Genomic DNA, 18,926 nt, shown 5'->3' on the forward strand with positions numbered 1-18,926 from the left:
GTTATCGTCGCGGTGTTATCGAAAGCCAGATTCAAAACATGCGGCTGGAGCGGATGATCCCTTTGCCATCGGACGGTTCGGTATCGATTGCGGGACGCTCTCCGGGGCTCGCCGCAGAGACGATGGAAGCCGTCGTCACGCTGCCGACCTTCAAGCGGCCGCAACTGCTGCTCGAAACGCTGGCGTCGCTCAAGGCACAGCAAACCAGCCGGCGCTTCGCCGTCATCGTCATCGAAAACGAGGCCGAGGCGCGTGAGGGCGCCCAGGCGGCCGTGCCGCTGTTCGAACGCGACGATATGAAGGGCATGGTCATCATCGCGCATGAGCGGGGCAATTGCAGTGCCTACAATGCTGGCTGGCAGACGGCGATCCTGCATTTTCCGGATTTCCGCCACCTGCTGGTCATCGACGATGACGAGATCGCCGACGCGGACTGGCTGGAGCGCATGTGCAGGACGGCGGAGACGCTTGGCGCCGACATTGTCGGTGGCCCGCAGGTGCCGGTGTTTACCGATCCTGCTCACGCCAAATGGGCCGAGCACCCGGTGTTTGCGCCGCCCTATCGCCAGACCGGGCGCGTGGCCGCACTCTATTCCTCTGGCAACCTTCTGGTCGGGCGCAATGTGCTCACCATCATGGGGCCACCCTTCCTCGACCTGCGGTTCAATTTCATGGGCGGCGGCGATTCCGACTTCCTCAGCCGCTCGGCGCAGAAAGGTTTCGTGCTTGGCTGGTGCGCCGAGGCAAAGGTGCGCGAAGGCGTTCCAGCCCGGCGCGTCGAGGCTGACTGGATCCGCGCCCGATCCTTACGCAACGGTGTAATCTCGACGCTGGTCGAAAAGAAGAAGCGCGCCGGCATGCCATTCGCCGGCGCCAAGGTGTTTGCAAAAAGCCTGGCGCTGCTGATAGCCTCGCCCGTGCGCGGCGCAATCAAATTGGCGCGGACAGGATCGCTGTCGACGGCGCTTTACCCCGTCTATGTCTCGCTCGGCCGCGTGCTTGCCGAATTCGGATACGCCAATGAGCAATACAGGCAGCCTGAGAAGAACTGACGAGCTGCTGCTGGGCGGCATCGTCACCCGCAACAGTGTGGCGACGGCGATTGCCGCGCTGTTGTTTGCCGTCGTCATCGTGTCGTTCCGGCCGTTTCAGCCGGCAGGCGCGGAACTGACCGGCGACGGCGGCGACATCGTCAACCAGCTCGGCTTCAGTTCGCTCGGCGCCATTTCGATCTTCTCACTGCTGACGTTCGCCGACCCCAAGGTGGTGCGCTCGCTGCTCAGCCCGTCCTGGATTCTGATGCTCGGCTTTTTCATGCTTTCGGTCATCAACGCGACCGACCCGTCCTCGGCCATGCGCGCGGCCTTCTTCACGCTGCTTGGCGTTCTGACGATAGCGACGGTCCTGGTGCTGCCGCGCGATGCCGACAGTTTTTCGAAAGTCATCATATTCTGCGCGATCGTCGTTATCGGCCTGTCCTATATCGGCCTCATCGTCTTTCCGCATGAGGCCCTGCATACGGCCGATTCGCAGGAGCCCGAACATGCCGGCCTGTGGCGTGGTGTGTTCGCCCACAAGAACATTGCCGGACCAATCATGGCCTGCTTCAGCTTCGCCGGCCTCTATCTCTTCCGGCGCGGCCAGAAATTCTGGGGCGTGGCGATCTTCGGCGCGGCGATGATCTTCATGCTGCACACCGGATCCAAGACGACGGCCGGCCTGGTGCCGTTCTCGATCCTGATCGTCGTGCTGCCGGGCCTGATCGGCATGCGGTTCGGCACGCCGATCCTGTTTGCACTGGCGATCATTGCGACGGCCATCGGTACCTTAGGCATCGTCTTCATCCCGCCGGTGAAAGAGCTGGCGGCCACCTATTTCCCCGACCTCACCTATACCGGGCGCACGACGCTGTGGGAGTTCTCCGGCGAGATGCTGGCGAAGAAGCCCTGGACCGGCTACGGCTATGAAAGCTTCTGGGGCACGCCGCTGCTGCTGAGCCAGGACCAGCCTTTCGACCGGGCCTGGGACATCCGGACCATCGTGCATGGCCATGACGGCTATCTCGACATTGCGGTGCTGATGGGCATCCCGGCGCTGTGCGTTGCCGTCTACACTTTCCTGATCGCGCCGCTGCGCGACTACATGCGCATCCCGCCGCGCAAGGAGAACATCTATCTCGGTGACTTCTTCATGATGGTGGTGCTGTTCACGGCGCTGAACGCGTTCCTGGAAAGCTTCTTCTTCCATCGCGGCGACCCGGTGTGGCTGTTCTTCGTGCTCGGCGTGCTTGGCTTGCGGCAAGTGTCGCTGCGGCCGATCGCGGTACGCCGGCGACCTTGACCGGCTGGCCTGATCCAGCACCCCTTGGGGCTTTCCCGTCTGCCCGCTAGCGTCTAAGGAGAACCCTTGTCTCGGAGGGCTCTCAATGACGATCAGGCTTGTTCTCGCCGGTTGCGGCAATATGGGTTACGCCATGCTTGCGGGCTGGCTGAAATCCGGCAAGCTTGCCCCGCAAGCCGTGTTCGTGGTCGAGCCCAATGCCGAATTGCGCAAGCGCGCCGAGCACCTCGGTTGCAGTGTCGCCGCGGGAGCGAACGGGATCCCCGCCGACGCAGAGCCCGACCTCGTCGTCATCGCCGTCAAGCCGCAGGTGATCCGCGACGTCACCGCCGCCTACAAGCGCTTCGGCGACGGCAGGACCACCTTCGTCAGCATCGCCGCGGGCACGCCGGTCGCCACCTTCGAGCACATACTCGGCCATCTCGCGCCTGTTATCCGCTGCATGCCCAACACGCCGGCCGCGATCGGCAAGGGCATGATGGTGGTCTATTCCAACCCGCTGGTGACCGACGACATCAGGCGTTTCATTGCCGAGCTGCTGTCGGCGAGCGGTGTGGTGACGACGATCGACGACGAAGGCCTGATGGACGCGGTGACGGCGGTTTCGGGGTCCGGTCCGGCCTACATCTTCCATTTCATCGAGGCGCTTACGGTTGCAGCCGAGAAGGCCGGGCTGCCGGTCGAGACCGCCAGGCTGCTGGCCATGCAGACCGTCTATGGCGCTGCTGCACTCGCTGCCGAAAGCGGCGAGAAGCCCGGCGTCCTGCGCCAGCAGGTGACCAGCCCCAACGGAACCACGGCAGCCGCCCTTGCCGTGCTGATGGGCGAAGACCGGCTGACGAAGCTGCTGACCGAGGCGGTGGAAGCCGCGCGGCTGCGGTCGGTGGAATTGGGGAAGTAGCCGAGGCGCTCGCGGGGCCGTATCAGCCCCACTTCATCTCACCCTTGGCGACCTTTGCGCCCAGTTCCAGGGACGAGACGTCAAGAAGATCGGGATAGCGCCGCTTCATCGCTGCAATCAGCTCGACGCTGGATTTCGCTTTTTCGGCTTCCTTATTGAAAGCTTCGAGGTAGGCGCGGGTGAATTCCACGGCCGCCAGACCGTCCGGTGCACCGGCTACCTGATGGGACGGCACCACGATGTTTGGTTTGCGGGACGCGATTTCGTTGAGCGCGGCAATCCATTTCTTGCGGTCGTCTACGGTTGGCTCGTCGGCAACCCAGACATGTACGCCGGACGAGATCAGCACGCCGCCGAACACCGCTTCAAGGCTGGGCACCCAGAGATACCGCCGGTCTTTCAGATCGGCGACGGTGACGATCTCGATCTTGTTTCCTTCGATTTCAAGTGAGGTGATATCGGAAGCCTCGGGAATGACGACATCCGCCAGGACCTTCGGTCCATTGTCCTTGAGCTGTGGGCTCCAGACATCCAGCTTGGCTTGCACATTGGCTTTGATGGCCGCAACCGTTGCGCCGGCCGCGATGATCTTGGCGCCGGGGAAAGCATCCGCGACGGGACGGAGGCCAAAATAATAGTCAGGGTCGCTGCAACTGACATAGATCGTCGTCAGGGTCTTGCCCGTCGCCTTGATCGCATCCGCGACCGCACGGCCATCGGACAGGGTAAATCCGCCGTCGAGGAGGATGGCTTCTTTTTCCCCGGTCAGCAGCACCGGCGTGCGGCGGAAACCATTCTCGTCAGCCTGAAAATGGGTCCATTCCAGCTTGGCGGCGGCCTTGGCTGCAAAAGCCAGAGGCTGAAGCATGGCAACCATGCCCGTTGCCAGAAGGGTTTTCATCGTCTCGCGTCTTGTCCAAATGGTTTGCAAGATTTCAATCCTCAATGGGGGTTCAACTGATCGAGATTGGCATCTCGGCATGGTTTGAAAAACCCGGATCAAAAAGACAGACTGTATGAATGGATCACACAATGGCAGCCGATGGTCTGCGTCGTCAGCACGAGCGCAATGATCAGGCGTGTTGCGCGACCAGGTCAACAGCCCATGGCGCGAGCGCGGCAGCATTTGGCCTGCTGGGCGGGAGCGGCTGACGAAGCTGCTGGCCGAATCGTGGAACTGGGGGAGTAGGATCAGGCCAGATCGGTGTGGGAAAAGTCTTTCCCTTTGTAGAGTAAGGGCATCCCACAGCTTTTTGCCGAGGCATATGACAGGCAGTCAGCGAGATTGAGCTGAGCCGGGTGGCCGCGACGTTTGCCATAGTTCGAAAAAGCCTGGATCGCGAGCTTGGCATCACCGATTTCGATCGGAACCACCTCGATCTCGGCCTCACGCAGGAAGTCCTCTATCGCCTTTTCGGCGAAGAGCGGCTCCACCACCAACTTCGATGAAAGCCGCATCGCCGCTTCGAGCACGACCAGCGGAGATGTTATCCGTATCGAGGCCTGCCCGATCCGGCGGCTCCAATCGGCGGCGTCTTCCTCTCCGGCGAGGACAGCGATCACCACCGAGGTGTCGATGAACATCAGGAATGTCCCCACATCTCGTCGATCTCATCCTTAGTCAAATCCCTGCCGCCGCTTCCCGCCTTGGCCTTCAGATCGTTCGATATGGCGGCCAGCCGCTCAGCCAGCGGAACTCGTTCACGTTCGCGCTGAAGCTCGGATTCGAGCGCCTCGATCACCGCCTCGGTCATTGAAATCTTTCGCTTTTCGGCAAGCTGCCGGGCGAGGTCACGGGCGCGCGGGTCTCTGATCTGGAGATTCATCCTGAGCCTCCGTTCGGTGCCACTACAACATAGGGAGTTGTCATGACAAGGCCAGCCCGACTGGCCTGTCATCCAATCTCAGCTCCCGTACAGCATCTCATCCTGCAGCTTGCGCAAAGCGAACAGCCTGGTCGTGCGGTCGGGTGTGGCGTTGTCGGTGGTGATGAGCTCGCCCTTCCTGACCGGCTTCAGCACCTTGCCGCCTTCGAGCAGGCCGACCGGCACTGCCAGATTGGCGCGCGCCTCTTCGACGGTCATGGTCCAGGAGCGGTAGCAAGTCTCGCCGATGGCATCGAAGGTCTCGCCCGTGGCGAGATCGCGCTTGGCGACCGCGCAGACCTCGGCCACCGGCTTCGGCAGCGGCACCATGTCGGGGCGGCCGTAGAGCATGATACGCGCTGCCGTCAGCGGCACTTCCAGCGAGGTCAGATGGTAGGGCCGGAAGAAGCTGTAATAGGGGCCGTGGCCGATATGCAGATCGTCCATGCGCTCGACGATGCGCGGATGCGTCGCCTCGACGATGACGAAGACGCCCGGCGCCACACCCTTGCCGATCGTGTAGTCGACAACACCCTTCTTCGACAGGATGCCGCCATCGGCGCGTGGTATCAGCACCTTGGCCAGCTGGTCGCGGTCGGCCTTGGGCCCGTGCATGCCCGGCACATCGGGCACCAGCCCGGTGGCGTTGGCGATGGCGCACATCTCGACCATGGTTTTCGAGCCGTCGACGAACTCGACCAGCATGCGCGGGTTCATGTTGCGGCGAAGGGCTTCCTCGCGATAGTCATCCGGAACGGCATCGTGGTTGAGCGGGTTGTTCTTGCCCTTGCCAGCCGAGACGATGGTGTAGCCGAGCGCGGAGGCAAACTCGATCAGCTCCATGCAGCTCGACGGCTCGTCGCCGGCGCCGACCGAATAGACGACGCCGAGCCGGTCTGCCTGCTGCTTGAGGTAGCAGCCGATCGTGACGTCGGCCTCGACATTCATCATCACCAGGTGCTTGCCGTGCTCCATCGCCTTCAAGTCGAAATCGGCGGCGACACCAGGCTTGCCGGTGGCGTCGATCACGACGTCGATCAGCGGATTGGTGACCAGCATCTCGTTCGAGGTGATGGCGATTTTCCCGGCCTCGATCGCCGCGGTGACTTTCGAACCCATGTCGGCCTCGACCGCCATCGCCTCGTCGCCATAGGCGATGCGGATGGCGTCGCTCGCCGTGTGCGGACGCCGCGTCGAGATGGCGCAGATCTCGATACCGGGCATCAGCATGCCTTGCGTGACCAGGTCGGTGCCCATTTCGCCGGAGCCGATGACGCCGATGCGCACCGGGCGGCCCTCGGCGGCGCGCCTGGCGAGATCGCGGGCCAGTCCGGTCAGGGCGACATTGGTCATGCAAGCGTGTCCACGGCTTCTTGATTGCAGGCGGGAATAGCAGGGAACGGCCCCGCTTTGCCAACGAAACCAGCGGACGGCGGCAATTTCTCCGGCAACAGGCCCGGCAGGTGAGGCCAACCCCAGTAGAGGCTGATTGACCCGCCTCGGCGTCAAACCACCCTGATATAGCTCGTCATGCCGGTTTTCTGATGTTCGATGATGTGGCAGTGCAGCAGCCAGTCGCCGGGATTGTCCGCGACGAAACCGAGCTGAACCTTCTCGTTGGGCTGCATGAGATAGGTGTCGGAGATGACCGGCTGAACCTGGCGTGTCGACGACGACAGCACCTTGAAGCTCATGCCGTGCATATGCATCGGATGCGATTGCGGCGTCAAATTCTCCATGTCGATGACATAGCTTTTGCCGAGCTTCAGCTCGGCCAAAGGCGCGGTCGGGTCCGGCGTGTCGCCCGGCCACGGTACCTTGTTGATGGCCCAGAAGGAGTAGCCTAGCGTGCCGCATATGCTGTCGCTCGGCACGTTTTCCGCCGTGGCGCTGAGCGAGAGCGCGATGTGTTTCGCGCTGGCGAGATCCACCTCCGGCACCGGGTTGGCTTCCAGCGGTGCGAGGTCGCGCAGGTCGCGCTTGAGCGAGCTGCCGGTGGCGCGCAAGGTGGCGAGGACCTTGGGTTTGGTGCCCCTGATGTCGCCCAGGCTGACGATCGCGCCCTCCTGGTCAGGCATGCGGATGGCGAGCTCCATGCGCTGCCCCGGTCCGAGCAGCAAGGCATCGGGCGCAAAACGCTGCGGCACCGGATTGCCGTCGAGCGCGATGACCGCGGCCTCCGCACCCTCGACGCGAAACGCGTAGATGCGGGTGACATCGGTGATGGCGACCCGCAGCCGCACCAACCCGCCGGCCGGCGCGTCGAATTGCGGCTGGTCGAGCCAGTTGGCGGTGCGCACCGTGCCATAGGTTCCGGTTTTTGCGGCATCGCGCGGCCGGAATTGCTGGATGAACTGCGCGTCGTCGCCGAGGCGCCAGTCGCGCAGATTGACGATTGCCTCGGCGTCGAATTTGGGATCGTTGGGGTTTTCGACCACGATCACGCCGGTGAGGCCATGGCCCATCTGCTCCAGCGTGTTGCAATGCGGGTGATACCAGAACGTGCCGGCGTCGGGCGGCGTGAAGGCGTAGTCGAAATGATCGCCGGTATAGACGTAAGGCTGAACCAGGAAGGGAACACCGTCCATCTTGTTTGGAACGCGAATGCCGTGCCAATGGATGGTCGTCGGGTCGTCGATGGCGTTGACGAGACGCGCGGCAAAGGGCTCGCCTTTTTTCATCCGCAGTACAGGCGGCATGCCTGATTCACCATACGTCAGGACATCCCGGGTCTCGCCCGCATCCATGAACCTGGCCTGGATCTTTGCCGTCTTGAGCACCACCGGCTCAGGTGTGACAGCTGCCCAACCGCTGAGCCTGGTCATTGCTGCCAGCCCGACGCCGCCACCGCCGGCAACCGCAGCCGTTTTCAGAAGCCCGCGGCGGGTGAATAGGGTCATCTGGCGCTCCAACGGAATATGATTACCTGTCGTCCTGAATGACGGGTGGCGACCGGCGCACAAGCCGATACTGCCACATCGCATCTCTGTCATGCCATGGCGAGCCGGTGACATCTGCTTGCGCAACAGCGTGAACGCTGGGCGTGCCCACCATTCGCCCGCATCCGGGAGCGCGGGCTCGGATTAATGCAACTCGGCCAGCAACGCCTGTGCCTCGGCGAGGTTCTTTTCGGAACCGGCGGCGAGATCGTCCATCTTCTTGTCACGGAAGATGACGAGCGCGTCCTGGCATGCGGCGATCGCTTCCTGTGCCATCGCCTTGTCCTTGTGGGCGGCGCCCAGATCGACCAGCACGTCGCACAGGCTGTCCTGCGTGAAGGCGACAGCCGGCACCGAATTGATCTTCTTTTGCACCACGATCGCCTCGCGCAGGACCAACACCGCCTCCTCGAAATGCGCGACATTGTTTTCGGCGCGGCCGGCCATGGTCAAGGCATAGCCCATCTCGTTGCGCGCATTGGCCCAACGTTCGGGATCGCGGTCGCGACCGAGCTGCTCGGCAAGCGCCCGGTTGACGACAATCGCCTCCTCGTACAATTCAGCCGAAGGCTCGCGGGCCGCGATCATGCTCAGCGTCTGCGCGAGACTGGTCTGGTTGGTGATCCAGAGATCGGGATCGCGGGCGATCGTTCGCACCGTGGCGAGGTCGCGGTAGATCTGAGCGGCTCGTTTCAGCTTGCCGACATCGTTCGCCCAGTAACCAAGACTCGACAGCCCGCCGGCGAGATTGTTCTGATTGTTCTCCCAGACAGCCAGCGCATTCTCGCGCGTTACCACGCTGAGCGCTGCGTCATAGGCGGCAATCGCGCGGGTGAGCAACTCGACGTCCTTGCCGTCCGCGGCCATCAGCAAGGCATTGCCGATATCGCCCTTGGTGCGCGCCCATTGCATGCGGTCGGGAAAACCGTCGTAGATCCGCGCTGCCGTCTCGAAGCTCTCCACGGCCTTGGCGTAGAACGTGGCGTCGCCACCAATCCGGCCCTGGCTGTAGCGGGCAAAGCCGAGGTCGTAGTTGATATTGGCCCACTCCTCCGGGTCGGCGTCCTTGGAGTAGGCGGGGAGCGCGGCTTCCAGCATGTCGGCTGCTTGCGCCAGCAAGTCCAGGTTGGATGTATTGTCGCCCAGGATCGACAGGGTCTGGCCGAGCACGCGCCGCGTCTGGCCGATCTCCGTGACATCACCGCCTTTCGTCTGCCCGTCGAGCGCCGCCCGCAGCGCGTCGACCGATTGCTGCAGCAGTTGATCGTCAGAGGCCAGCTTGCCTGACATCATCAACGCGCAGCCGAGGCGGAATTCCGTCTTGGCCCAATTGACTGGGTCCTTGTCGCGGGTGCGAACCCTGAGCACCTGACCGTAGACATCGATCGCCTGCCGCAGGATCGAGATGTCCCCCGCGCGTTCGCCCCAGTTCGATAGCGTGCCTGCAAGGCTGTAACCAATCGAAGCGAACTCGCCCGGCGCGGCGGTTGCGGTATAGACCTCCCATGCCTGACGATACGCGGTCACCGCCTGCATGTAGTAATCGGTTCCCGTATCGAGATCGCCGAGCGTGTCGTTGACCGATCCCAGATTCTGCTGCAGCGAAGCCCAGTCAAGCGGCAGTTTCTCACGCGGATATTCGGACAGAGCGGCCTGGTACGCGGTGGCTGCCTGCATCAGCAGTTCCTTGTTCTTCTGCTTGGCGCCGAGGCGCTGCAAGGCGTTGCCGAGCGTCAGCTGGCCGTTGGCCCAGCTCGCCGCGGCGTGCTCGCGCGTCCAAACCGTAAGCGATGCCAGGGCGGCGTCGCGCGCCTGCTCAAGCGTGGCGACATCGCCGTTAATGGTTCCGATCGATTCCAGCGCCGTGCTCAGATTATTCTGGATTGTCGCCCATTGCGCCGGCGCGCGTTCCCTGGTCATTTCGCCGGTCGCCGCCTGATAGGCAGCAACCGCCTGCTGCATGGTCGCGATATCCTTTTCGCGCTCACCAAGGCGATAGAGCGCTGCCCCCAGATTGACCTGGCTCAGCGCCCAGTCGAGCGGTACGCGCTCCCTGCTGTATTCCGTCAATGCCGCACGATGCGCCTCGATCGCCGCGCGGAAACTGTCCGATGTGGTCTGGCGGTCGCCGATTTCGGACAGCACGATGCCGAGATTGTTCTGCGTCGCCGCCCATTCCAGCGGCAGTTTCTTCAACGACTGCACCTCGAGCGCCGAGCGGAAGGCCGCGACAGCCCGCTCCAGAAGCGCCGTCCCGTTCTCGCGCTGGCCGAGCCGCCAGTAGACCGTGCCCAGATTGCCATAGGTCGATGCCCAGTCGTCGGGGTAGGCGTCATGCGTATAGACGGTCAGCGCCTGCTCATAGGCGGCAGCTGCCTTGTCGAGGTTTTCGCGGCCGGCTTCCCGTTCGCCCAACGTAGCAAGCGTGGCGCCCATATTGTTCTGGGTGGCCGCCCAAAGCAGCGGCAACTTTTCGCGGGTGACATAGGTCAATGCCTGTTCATAGGCTGTCAGGGCCTGGGCGAGATACGCATTGTCGCCGGAGAAGTCCCCTTGTTCCGACAGAGCGTTGGCCTCTGCCGCCTTGTAGTAGAACGCGTCTTCGTCGCTCCATTTGGCAGCCTGCTCGAAGGCCTTGGCGTAATCTTGCGCCGCCTCCTTGAAGTTGAAGGAGATTTCATAAGTCCTGGCACTGCTGGCGAAGACCTTTGCGAATTCCAGCCGCTTTGCCTTCAGCTCGGCCTCGGCCTGGTCGACCGTAGACGAAAGTTCGCCGATGCGGGCCTTGGCCTGTTCGTTGAATTTCTGCGCCGCTTCAAGCGCGCCTTCCTGAACCGCCTGTTCGGCGAGTTTCGATAGCCTGGCAATTTCGGGGTCCGGGTTTTTCAAAGTCTCGCGTTCAGCCAACACGTGTTTCAGCCGTTCGGTCTGGCCACGCAGCAGCTTGTCGAGCTCAGCCGGATCCTTGGGTATGTCGACCCCGAGCGCCTTCAGCATGGCGTAGAGCCCATCCATCGGCACCTTGCCGTCACGCGATATGGTTTCGATCTGGCGGCGCTCCGGATCGGGTAGCGTCGAGATGGTCAGCAGGAGCTGGCGTCGCTCCCTGAGGATTTCGCCCTCATCACCTTTCGGCGCCTCGGCGGGGGTACCGAAATAGAGCAGCCGGCGCAGGCTCTCATTGACCCAGGGCCGCTGCTGGCCGTTGGTCTTGAGATAGACCTCCTCGCCGATCATGCGCAAAACGGTGCCGAATTCCTCGCCGCCCATCGTGTCGATGTGGCGCAGGATCGCTGCCGCATAGGGGCTGTTGCCATCGGCCGGACCGTCCAGCGCAACCTTGCCGGGCTCGGCGGCAAAGGCGATGACCTGGCCGAGGCTGTCGTCGACCGAGCCCTTGGCGTCGGCGCCGCCCTTCAGGGAAACCACGCCGCGCGTTTCCCCGAGACCGCCGGCGCCAATCGGCTTGCCTTCGTCGCCCGGCGCCAGCTTCAGGAGCGTGCCCGGCGGGAACGGATCGTTGCGGCAGGCGTCCAGCAGAACGATGGTGACCGGCACCTTGGCCTTCAGTTCGGCGACGATGGACGACAGCGGCACCAACTTTTCGCCGGCATTGTCGAGCGCCGAAATATCGGCATCGACAGGGACCAGATAATTCTCGCCGCCGGCTTCGATGCCGTGGCCGGAATAGTAGATGATGGCGACATCGGCGCCCTCGGCATCGTCGACGAAGCCTTCGAGATCGCGCCGCAATTTGCGTGCGTCGCGGTTGGTGGCGACATTGGTCTCGAAGCCGAGCTTGTCGAACATCTCCTCGATGGCGCGGGCGTCGTTTTCCGGATTGGGCAGTTTGCCCACATGCTGGTAGTCGGACTGACCGATGATGAGCGCGACGCCTTTCAGCGCCTTCGGCTCTTCAGCCAAAGCGGGGCCAAACACGCATAGGCACACCAGTGCCGCGGCAAGTGCCGCGCACATGCGCCCTGTCGCACCTGCTGTTCGCCCAAAGAGCATTCTCTACCCCAAAACCCGACGCTATCTTCCGCAAGCGAGATGGCATCATGATGGCCGGCCGGTGGCAAGTCCTTGGGCGAGCTGTGTTCTTGTCATGGATATGCGTACGAGGCGGCTGGCTTTCAGCGTGCGAGCGGTAGTGTTCAGCATGCCGGATACGGCCAGTCCGGCCTGTTCATGAGTTGACAGGTCCGGACTTGTTGAGCAGTCGTCCGGCCCCGTAGAGCCTCTTTCTCTCAATGTTTCCGGGCGAGGGGGCCACGGTTGGATGCGCGGGATTGGCACTTTTACGTCAGCCGGCTTTTTTGGTCCGCAACGAGACCCCGACTTCGCGACTGCATCGTTTTAAAATCAAAGGGAATGAACTGGTGCTGCGAGAGAGGATTGAACTCTCGACCTCTCCCTTACCAAGGGAGTGCTCTACCACTGAGCTACCGCAGCCGCTGATGGCGGGGCTTCTGCCATATAGAACCGGCAAGCGCAAGGCGTCTGTGAAAGGCTTTGCCAGACAAGTTTCGCTGACATGGCGGCGCCACAATGCTAGCTATCCCTTGAACGGCAGGCCCTGCCAGTCGCGGGCGGGACGGAACGATGGACGACAAGACAAATCCACCGAAAAAGGCTGATCCGGCAAAAAAGGACGGGACTAGCCGCAAGGACCGTCTGGCCGAGCAGTTGCGCGCCAATCTCATGAAGCGCAAGACGCAAGCGCGTTCGCGGCGCACCGGTGACGCTGACCAGCGCCCGGAAGGCCTGGCGGCTGCTGAAAAAATGCACAAGGACTGACCGATATCGGCCACACTGGCCGGCCAACTTGGCCAACGGGCTCAGGAATCTTGAACCAAGCCGGCCAATGGTCTAGACGGGCCGATACGCAAACTGACGAAAACCGGCCTTTCGGGCCGAGGGGACATTCTCTCATGGATCGCATCAGAATTGTCGGCGGCAACAAGCTCGCCGGAAGCATTCCGATTTCGGGCGCGAAAAACGCCGCTTTGCCGCTGATGATCGCCTCGCTGCTCACCGACGACACGCTGACGCTGGAAAACGTGCCGCATCTGGCCGATGTAGAGCAGCTGATCCGCATTCTCGGCAATCACGGCGTCGACTATTCGGTCAACGGCCGCCGCGAGAAGCAGAATGAGGGCTATTCGCGCACCATCAATTTCTCGGCCCGCAACATCGTCGACACGACCGCGCCTTACGAGCTGGTGTCGAAGATGCGGGCATCGTTCTGGGTGATCGGCCCGCTGCTGGCCCGCATGGGCGAGGCGAAAGTGTCGCTTCCCGGCGGTTGCGCCATCGGCACGCGGCCGGTCGACCTGTTCCTTGAAGGCCTGCAGGCGCTGGGCGCCGACATCGATGTCGACACTGGTTATGTGCTGGCCAAGACCAGGAACGGCCGCCTCGTCGGCAATCGCTATGTGTTCCCGAAAGTCTCCGTCGGCGCCACCCATGTGCTGATGATGGCGGCGGCGCTCGCCAAGGGCGAGACGGTGCTGGAAAACGCCGCCTGCGAGCCCGAAATCGTCAACCTCGCCGAATGCCTCAACGCCATGGGCGCAAAAATTTCCGGCGCCGGCACTCCAACCATCACCATCGATGGCGTCGAATCGCTGTCGGGCGCGCGCGTGCGCGTCATCCCCGACCGCATCGAGACCGGGACCTATGCCATGGCTGTGGCCATGACCGGCGGCGATGTCGTGCTCGAAGGCGCCCGCCCCGAGCTGCTGCAGACCGCGTTGGATGTGATTGCCCAGACCGGTACCGAGATCACGCCGACCAACTCCGGCATTCGCGTTAAGCGCAACGGCGCCGGCATTTCGCCGGTCGACGTCACGACGGCGCCCTTTCCGGCCTTCCCGACCGATCTGCAGGCGCAGTTCATGGGCCTGATGACCATGGCCAAGGGCAAGTCGCGCATCACCGAGACCATCTTTGAAAACCGCTTCATGCATGTGCAGGAACTGGCCCGGCTCGGCGCCCACATCACGCTGTCCGGCCAAACGGCGATCGTCGACGGCGTCGCCAAGCTGAAGGGCGCACCCGTGATGGCGACCGATCTGCGCGCCTCGGTGTCGCTGGTCATCGCCGGTCTGGCGGCCGAAGGCGAAACGACGGTCAACCGCGTCTACCACCTCGACCGCGGTTTTGAGCGGCTGGAAGAAAAGCTCTCCAATTGCGGCGCGGTGATCGAGCGGATTTCGGCTTGACCGCACGGCAGTTGCTTCAGACAGACAGGCGTCTGGTGCTGCCTCCATTCACCGCCAACACTTCAAACCCGAGGCGCTAGCCTCGGGTTGAATTTGTGTCGCGGTTGCACCGACCGGAAAGACCGCCTAACAGAAGGCTGAAACCAACTTTCAGGTGTGCATTCGGCATGGCAGCCCTCAAACTCATTGCGCTCGACGATCAGGATCTGAGCATCGTCTCGGCTCACGTCCAGGACGCCGTGATGAAGGTCTCGGATCTCGAATACCTGCCTTCGGCCAAGCGTTTCATATTGACCATGAACCGCTTCGTCTGGGAGGCGAAGTCCGGGCTGTTCAGCCAGCACAATGAGCGGCGCCAGGCGGTGTTGCATTTCGACCGCGTGCTCGGTGCCAAGACCAGCGGCATTGCCCGCGATCGGCCGGCCGAGGTGCTGTCGCTTCTGGCAATCAGCTTTATCGAAATCAGCAAGCCGGCCGGCATCGTCGAATTGGTCTTTTCCGGCGGCGGCGCGATCATGCTCGACGTCGAATGCATCGAGGCGCGGCTTGCCGACATAGGCGGCGCCTGGGAAGCGACCTCGCGTCCGGTGCACAGGGTGTAGAGCATGATCCCAAAAAGTGGGTGCCGGTTTTTGTTGGACAAAACGGGAATCGTTTGTCCAGAGATCATGCTCCAACAAAGGGTTAGATCGTGATGAGATTTCAACCAAGTCTCATCACGATCTAGACGCAGCCGATGGCCATTACGCTTATCCAGTCCGATGCCGGTTTCGAGCAGCGTTTCGCCGCCTTCCTGACCACCAAGCGGGAGGTATCGGAGGACGTCGACACTGCCGTGCGCGCCATCATTGCGCGGGTTCGTGCCGAGGGCGACGCTGCCCTGGTCGACTACACGCTGAAATTCGACAAGGCCGACCTCAATAGCCTCGGCATCGCCGTGTCGAAGGACGACATCGCGCAGGCCTACAAAGACGCCGATCCGCAGACGGTCGAGGCGCTGAAATTTGCCCGTGACCGCATCCGATCCCATCACGGGCGACAAATGCCCAAGGACGATCGCTATACCGATGCCGTCGGGGTCGAGTTGGGTTCGCGCTGGACGGCGATCGAGGCGGTCGGGCTCTATGTGCCGGGCGGCACGGCAAGCTATCCAAGCTCGGTGCTGATGAACGCCGTGCCGGCCAGGGTGGCGGGCGTCGAGCGCATCGTCATCGTCGTGCCGGCGCCGGGCGGCATCATCAATCCGCTGGTGCTGGTGGCCGCCGATCTAGCAGGCGTTTCAGAGATTTACCGCGTCGGCGGCGCGCAGGCGATTGCCGCCCTTGCCTATGGCACCGAAACGATCCGGCCGGTCGCCAAGATCGTCGGGCCCGGCAATGCCTATGTCGCCGCCGCCAAGCGCCAGGTGTTCGGCACGGTCGGCATCGACATGATCGCCGGACCGTCTGAAGTGCTGGTCGTGGCCGACGGCAGCAACGATCCCGACTGGATTGCCGCTGATCTTCTCGCTCAGGCCGAGCATGACGTGTCGGCGCAGTCGATCCTCATCACCGACGATCCGGCCTTCGGCAAGGCCGTCGAACAGGCGGTCGAGCGGCAGCTGCAGAGCCTGTCGCGCGCCGAGACGGCGGCTGCCAGCTGGCGCGATTTCGGTGCGGTGATCCTGGTGGAGACCATCGAGGCCGCGCTGCCGCTGGTCGACCGCATCGCCGCGGAACATGTGGAACTCGCCATCGACGATGCCGAGGGCTTCCTGGCCAGGATGCGCAATGCGGGTGCTGTGTTTCTGGGACGCCATACGCCCGAAGTCATCGGCGACTATGTCGGCGGCTCCAACCACGTGCTGCCGACGGCGCGTTCGGCGCGCTTCTCTTCGGGCCTGTCGGTGCTCGATTTCGTCAAGCGCACCTCGATCCTGAAGCTCGGGCCGGTGCAGCTGAGAGCACTTGCGCCGGCGGCGATTGCGCTGGCCAAGGCGGAAGGCCTCGACGCGCATGGCCGCTCCGTCGCCATCCGGCTGAACATGTAGGCGGCGATGGCGGACGGCGATCAAACCCGCGCAAGGCTGATCGATGTCGAGCTCGACGAGTCGATCGGCCGTTCGACGCCCGATGTCGAACATGAGCGCGCGGTGGCGATCTTCGACCTGATCGAGGAGAACAGCTTTCAGCCGGTCAATGATGACGGCGCCGGGCCTTATCGGCTGAAGCTGTCGCTGGCCGAATCCCGGCTGGTGTTTGCGGTCGCCCGAGAGGATGGTGCTGATGTCGTCACCCATATCCTGTCGCTGACGCCGCTCAGGCGCATCGTCAAGGACTATTACCTGATCTGCGAAAGCTACTACGACGCCATCCGATCCTCGACGCCGAGCCATATCGAGGCGATCGACATGGGCCGGCGCGGCCTGCACAATGAAGGCTCGCAGACGTTGATGGACCGGCTGGCCGGCAAGATCGACATCGACTTCGACACGGCGCGGCGGCTGTTCACGCTGGTCTGCGTGCTGCACTGGCGGGGTTAGACCTGACTGGGGCGCCCCGCTCGATACTGTTTTTGTGCGGCATGAACGCCGTGCGCTCGCCGATGGCCGAGCAGCTGGCGCGGCGCATGCTGCCGCCGGCCACTTTCGTCGCCTCTGCCGGCGTGCACAGGGGCGAGCGCGATCCGTTCGTCGACGCGGTGCTGGCCGAAGAGGGCCTGACGCTGGGCGAGCGCCAGCCGCGCTCGATGGACGATCTCGAGGACGATTATTTCGACCTGATCGTCACCCTGGCGCCGGAAGCCCACCACGCCGCGCTCGAGCTCACCCGCTCGCTTGCCGTCGACGTCGAATACTGGCCGATGCCGGATCCGACCGATGTCGGCGGCAGGCGCGAGCAGATCATGGCCAGCTATCGCGACGTGAGAGAACGGCTGAAAGCGCGCATCAGCCGACGTTTTCTGCTTCCGGAGGTAAAAAACGCGGCGGATTGATGCATGTCGCTCAAAAGCGGTCCCGGTTTTGAGACAACGACATGCATAAAACGAAAGCTTGGAGCGCGTCGCTTATGACGCGATCTAAGCGTGTTCACAAGCGCACGATTATCATATAGGTTCCGCCGAAATTCCGGCCTGGGCGCTCCAGGGCGCCGGAACTGCAATCCAAGCAAAGGTATCGAATGCCGAAGGAAGAAGTCCTCGAGTTTCCGGGTGTCGTGACGGAATTGTTGCCCAACGCGATGTTCCGGGTGAAGCTCGAAAACGAACACGAGATCATCGCCCATACGGCCGGCCGCATGCGCAAGAACCGCATCCGTGTGCTGACCGGCGACAAGGTCCTGGTCGAGATGACGCCCTATGACCTGACCAAGGGCCGCATCACCTACCGTTTCAAGTAACAGTCCGGCGCGAACCGCGATGAGCATCCTGCAGAAGCTCGTGCTTGCCTCTGGTTCGCCGCGCCGGATCGAACTGTTGCAACAGGCCGGCATCGAGCCGGACCGCGTGCTGCCGGCCGATGTCGACGAAACGCCGCTGCGCGCCGAACATCCGCGCTCGCTGGCCAAGCGGCTGTCGAAGGAAAAGGCCGAGAAGGCTCTGGCCTCGCTGAAAAGCGAGGAAGACTATGCGCCGGGCTTCGTGCTGGCCGCCGATACGGTGGTCGCGGTCGGACGCCGTATCCTGCCCAAGGCCGAGACGCTGGACGACGCCGCCAATTGCCTTGGACTGCTTTCGGGCCGTTCGCACCGGGTCTATTCCGGCATCTGCCTGATTACGCCGGGCGGCAAGCTGCGCCAAAGGCTGGTTGAATCCAGGGTTCGCTTCAAGCGGCTGCCGCGCGAGGAGATCGACGCCTATGTAGCCTCCGGCGAATGGCGCGGCAAGGCCGGCGGCTATGCCGTCCAGGGTCTCGCCGGGTCGTTCGTCGTCAAGCTGGTCGGCTCCTACACCAACATCGTCGGCCTGCCGCTCTACGAGACAGTGGCGCTGCTTTCGGGCGAAGGCTTCAAGGTCCACACCAGCTGGCATACCGCGCGGCCATGAGCCTGGACGATAAGGTCACACCACTGCGCCCGAAGCGCCCCTGCCCCGAATGCGGCAAGCCGTCGGCGCGCGAGACCTATCCGTTCTGTTCGAAGCGCTGCAAGGACATCGACCTCAACCGCTGGCTGAAGGGCGCCTATGTCATCACCGCGCGGGATGACGAGGACGAGAGCGACGAGCCGAAGTAGGGTTTGGGCGGTGCCGGCCGCGCAATTCCACTTCGCCGACCTTACGCAATTGCTGCTTTGCCGGCGTCGGTATTGTCTGCGACAATTGCCCCGGAAAATCAGCGCTTAGGCGCTGGACAGGCCGGATTCCCGTGCTATAACCCACGCGCTTTCAAGGGGTGCCCCACGGCGCTTTCCTGAAATCCGGTCAGGCGATGTCTCGTTTTGCCGGCGAGGCCCAGATAGCTCAGTTGGTAGAGCAGCGGACTGAAAATCCGCGTGTCGGTGGTTCGAATCCGCCTCTGGGCACCAGTTTTCTCTGGGTCCATTCCGGACACGTAGGTTACGGTTTATATCGGAGACATGGGTACACTTTTGGCCCGAAGGGGTTTTGGAGTGGTTCGAGCCTGCATGTCTCATCATCGAAGTAGCCCAAATCATAATCCATGAAGGAAGCCAGCCAG

At 62.9% G+C, this 18,926-nt stretch carries 18 protein-coding genes and 2 tRNA genes; 13 read left to right on the forward strand and 7 right to left on the reverse strand.

Annotated features, from left to right (window positions below):
- The first annotated feature begins 53 nt into the window (after window positions 1-53).
- The 3 genes from NKI06_RS17525 to proC all read left to right on the forward strand — a co-directional run bounded on the left by NKI06_RS17525 (window position 54) and on the right by proC (window position 3,241).
- A complete protein-coding gene (locus tag NKI06_RS17525) occupies window positions 54-1,052 on the forward strand; it encodes a glycosyltransferase family 2 protein (RefSeq protein ID WP_352446451.1) in 999 nt (332 codons plus the stop codon).
- Window positions 1,021-2,340: an O-antigen ligase family protein gene (locus NKI06_RS17530; RefSeq protein WP_352446449.1), complete on the forward strand. Its 1,320-nt coding sequence runs from the start codon at window positions 1,021-1,023 to the stop codon at window positions 2,338-2,340. Before NKI06_RS17525 ends, NKI06_RS17530 begins: the two co-directional genes overlap by 32 nt.
- A gap of 85 nt (window positions 2,341-2,425) precedes the next feature.
- A complete protein-coding gene (gene proC, locus NKI06_RS17535) occupies window positions 2,426-3,241 on the forward strand; it encodes a pyrroline-5-carboxylate reductase (protein ID WP_352986378.1) in 816 nt (271 codons plus the stop codon).
- Window positions 3,242-3,263: 22 nt separating this feature from the next.
- Here proC and NKI06_RS17540 read toward each other — a convergent pair whose 3' ends face one another.
- From NKI06_RS17540 to NKI06_RS17570, 7 genes are all read right to left on the reverse strand, one after another.
- The gene (locus NKI06_RS17540) at window positions 3,264-4,163 is read right to left on the reverse strand and encodes an MBL fold metallo-hydrolase (RefSeq protein WP_023740456.1); all 900 of its coding nucleotides are present in this window, start codon (window positions 4,161-4,163) and stop codon (window positions 3,264-3,266) included.
- 269 nt (window positions 4,164-4,432) lie between these two features.
- A complete protein-coding gene (locus NKI06_RS17545; protein ID WP_023738240.1) occupies window positions 4,433-4,825 on the reverse strand; it encodes a type II toxin-antitoxin system VapC family toxin in 393 nt (130 codons plus the stop codon).
- Window positions 4,825-5,067 carry a type II toxin-antitoxin system VapB family antitoxin gene (locus NKI06_RS17550; protein ID WP_023669292.1) on the reverse strand — a complete coding sequence of 81 codons (243 nt, stop codon included), beginning with the start codon at window positions 5,065-5,067 and terminating at the stop codon, window positions 4,825-4,827. Before NKI06_RS17550 ends, NKI06_RS17545 begins: the two co-directional genes overlap by 1 nt.
- Window positions 5,068-5,145: 78 nt before the next feature.
- Window positions 5,146-6,459, reverse strand: a complete 1,314-nt coding sequence (locus NKI06_RS17555; RefSeq protein WP_352986380.1) for an NAD(P)H-dependent oxidoreductase — start codon at window positions 6,457-6,459, stop codon at window positions 5,146-5,148.
- 152 nt (window positions 6,460-6,611) lie between these two features.
- Window positions 6,612-8,006, reverse strand: a complete 1,395-nt coding sequence (locus NKI06_RS17560) for a multicopper oxidase family protein (RefSeq protein ID WP_023832766.1) — start codon at window positions 8,004-8,006, stop codon at window positions 6,612-6,614.
- A 183-nt stretch (window positions 8,007-8,189) separates the two neighbouring features.
- Window positions 8,190-12,023: a caspase family protein gene (locus NKI06_RS17565; protein ID WP_352986382.1), complete on the reverse strand. Its 3,834-nt coding sequence runs from the start codon at window positions 12,021-12,023 to the stop codon at window positions 8,190-8,192.
- Window positions 12,024-12,425: 402 nt separating this feature from the next.
- A tRNA-Thr gene (locus NKI06_RS17570) sits at window positions 12,426-12,500 on the reverse strand.
- Window positions 12,501-12,650: 150 nt separating this feature from the next.
- Between NKI06_RS17570 and NKI06_RS17575 the strand changes: the two genes are divergently transcribed.
- From NKI06_RS17575 to NKI06_RS17620, 10 genes are all read left to right on the forward strand, one after another.
- Window positions 12,651-12,845 (forward strand): hypothetical protein, encoded by a 195-nt coding sequence (locus NKI06_RS17575; RefSeq protein ID WP_023832768.1) that lies wholly within the window; start codon window positions 12,651-12,653, stop codon window positions 12,843-12,845.
- A gap of 134 nt (window positions 12,846-12,979) precedes the next feature.
- Window positions 12,980-14,272, forward strand: coding sequence for a UDP-N-acetylglucosamine 1-carboxyvinyltransferase (murA, locus tag NKI06_RS17580; RefSeq protein WP_023727782.1), 1,293 nt, complete (start codon window positions 12,980-12,982; stop codon window positions 14,270-14,272).
- A gap of 167 nt (window positions 14,273-14,439) precedes the next feature.
- Window positions 14,440-14,874, forward strand: coding sequence for a DUF2948 family protein (locus tag NKI06_RS17585; RefSeq protein WP_023692404.1), 435 nt, complete (start codon window positions 14,440-14,442; stop codon window positions 14,872-14,874).
- 134 nt (window positions 14,875-15,008) lie between these two features.
- On the forward strand, window positions 15,009-16,301 hold the full coding sequence (gene hisD, locus NKI06_RS17590) for a histidinol dehydrogenase (RefSeq protein ID WP_352544002.1): 1,293 nt from the start codon (window positions 15,009-15,011) through the stop codon (window positions 16,299-16,301).
- Window positions 16,302-16,307: 6 nt separating this feature from the next.
- On the forward strand, window positions 16,308-16,793 hold the full coding sequence (locus NKI06_RS17595) for a UPF0262 family protein (RefSeq protein ID WP_023669283.1): 486 nt from the start codon (window positions 16,308-16,310) through the stop codon (window positions 16,791-16,793).
- Window positions 16,781-17,245 carry an arsenate-mycothiol transferase ArsC gene (locus tag NKI06_RS17600; protein ID WP_081725519.1) on the forward strand — a complete coding sequence of 155 codons (465 nt, stop codon included), beginning with the start codon at window positions 16,781-16,783 and terminating at the stop codon, window positions 17,243-17,245. Before NKI06_RS17595 ends, NKI06_RS17600 begins: the two co-directional genes overlap by 13 nt.
- Before the next feature lie 185 nt (window positions 17,246-17,430).
- Window positions 17,431-17,649, forward strand: coding sequence for a translation initiation factor IF-1 (gene infA, locus NKI06_RS17605; protein ID WP_006200926.1), 219 nt, complete (start codon window positions 17,431-17,433; stop codon window positions 17,647-17,649).
- A gap of 19 nt (window positions 17,650-17,668) precedes the next feature.
- Complete coding sequence (locus NKI06_RS17610) at window positions 17,669-18,295, forward strand: Maf-like protein (protein ID WP_023747220.1); 627 nt, start codon at window positions 17,669-17,671, stop codon at window positions 18,293-18,295.
- The gene (gene yacG, locus NKI06_RS17615) at window positions 18,292-18,483 is read left to right on the forward strand and encodes a DNA gyrase inhibitor YacG (RefSeq protein ID WP_023669280.1); all 192 of its coding nucleotides are present in this window, start codon (window positions 18,292-18,294) and stop codon (window positions 18,481-18,483) included. The genes NKI06_RS17610 and yacG overlap by 4 nt, the downstream gene beginning before the upstream one ends.
- Before the next feature lie 215 nt (window positions 18,484-18,698).
- Window positions 18,699-18,774: transfer RNA gene (locus tag NKI06_RS17620), tRNA-Phe, on the forward strand.
- Window positions 18,775-18,926: the final 152 nt, after the last annotated feature.

Source organism: Mesorhizobium sp. M0772, assembly GCF_040320135.1.
Classification (GTDB): domain Bacteria; phylum Pseudomonadota; class Alphaproteobacteria; order Rhizobiales; family Rhizobiaceae; genus Mesorhizobium.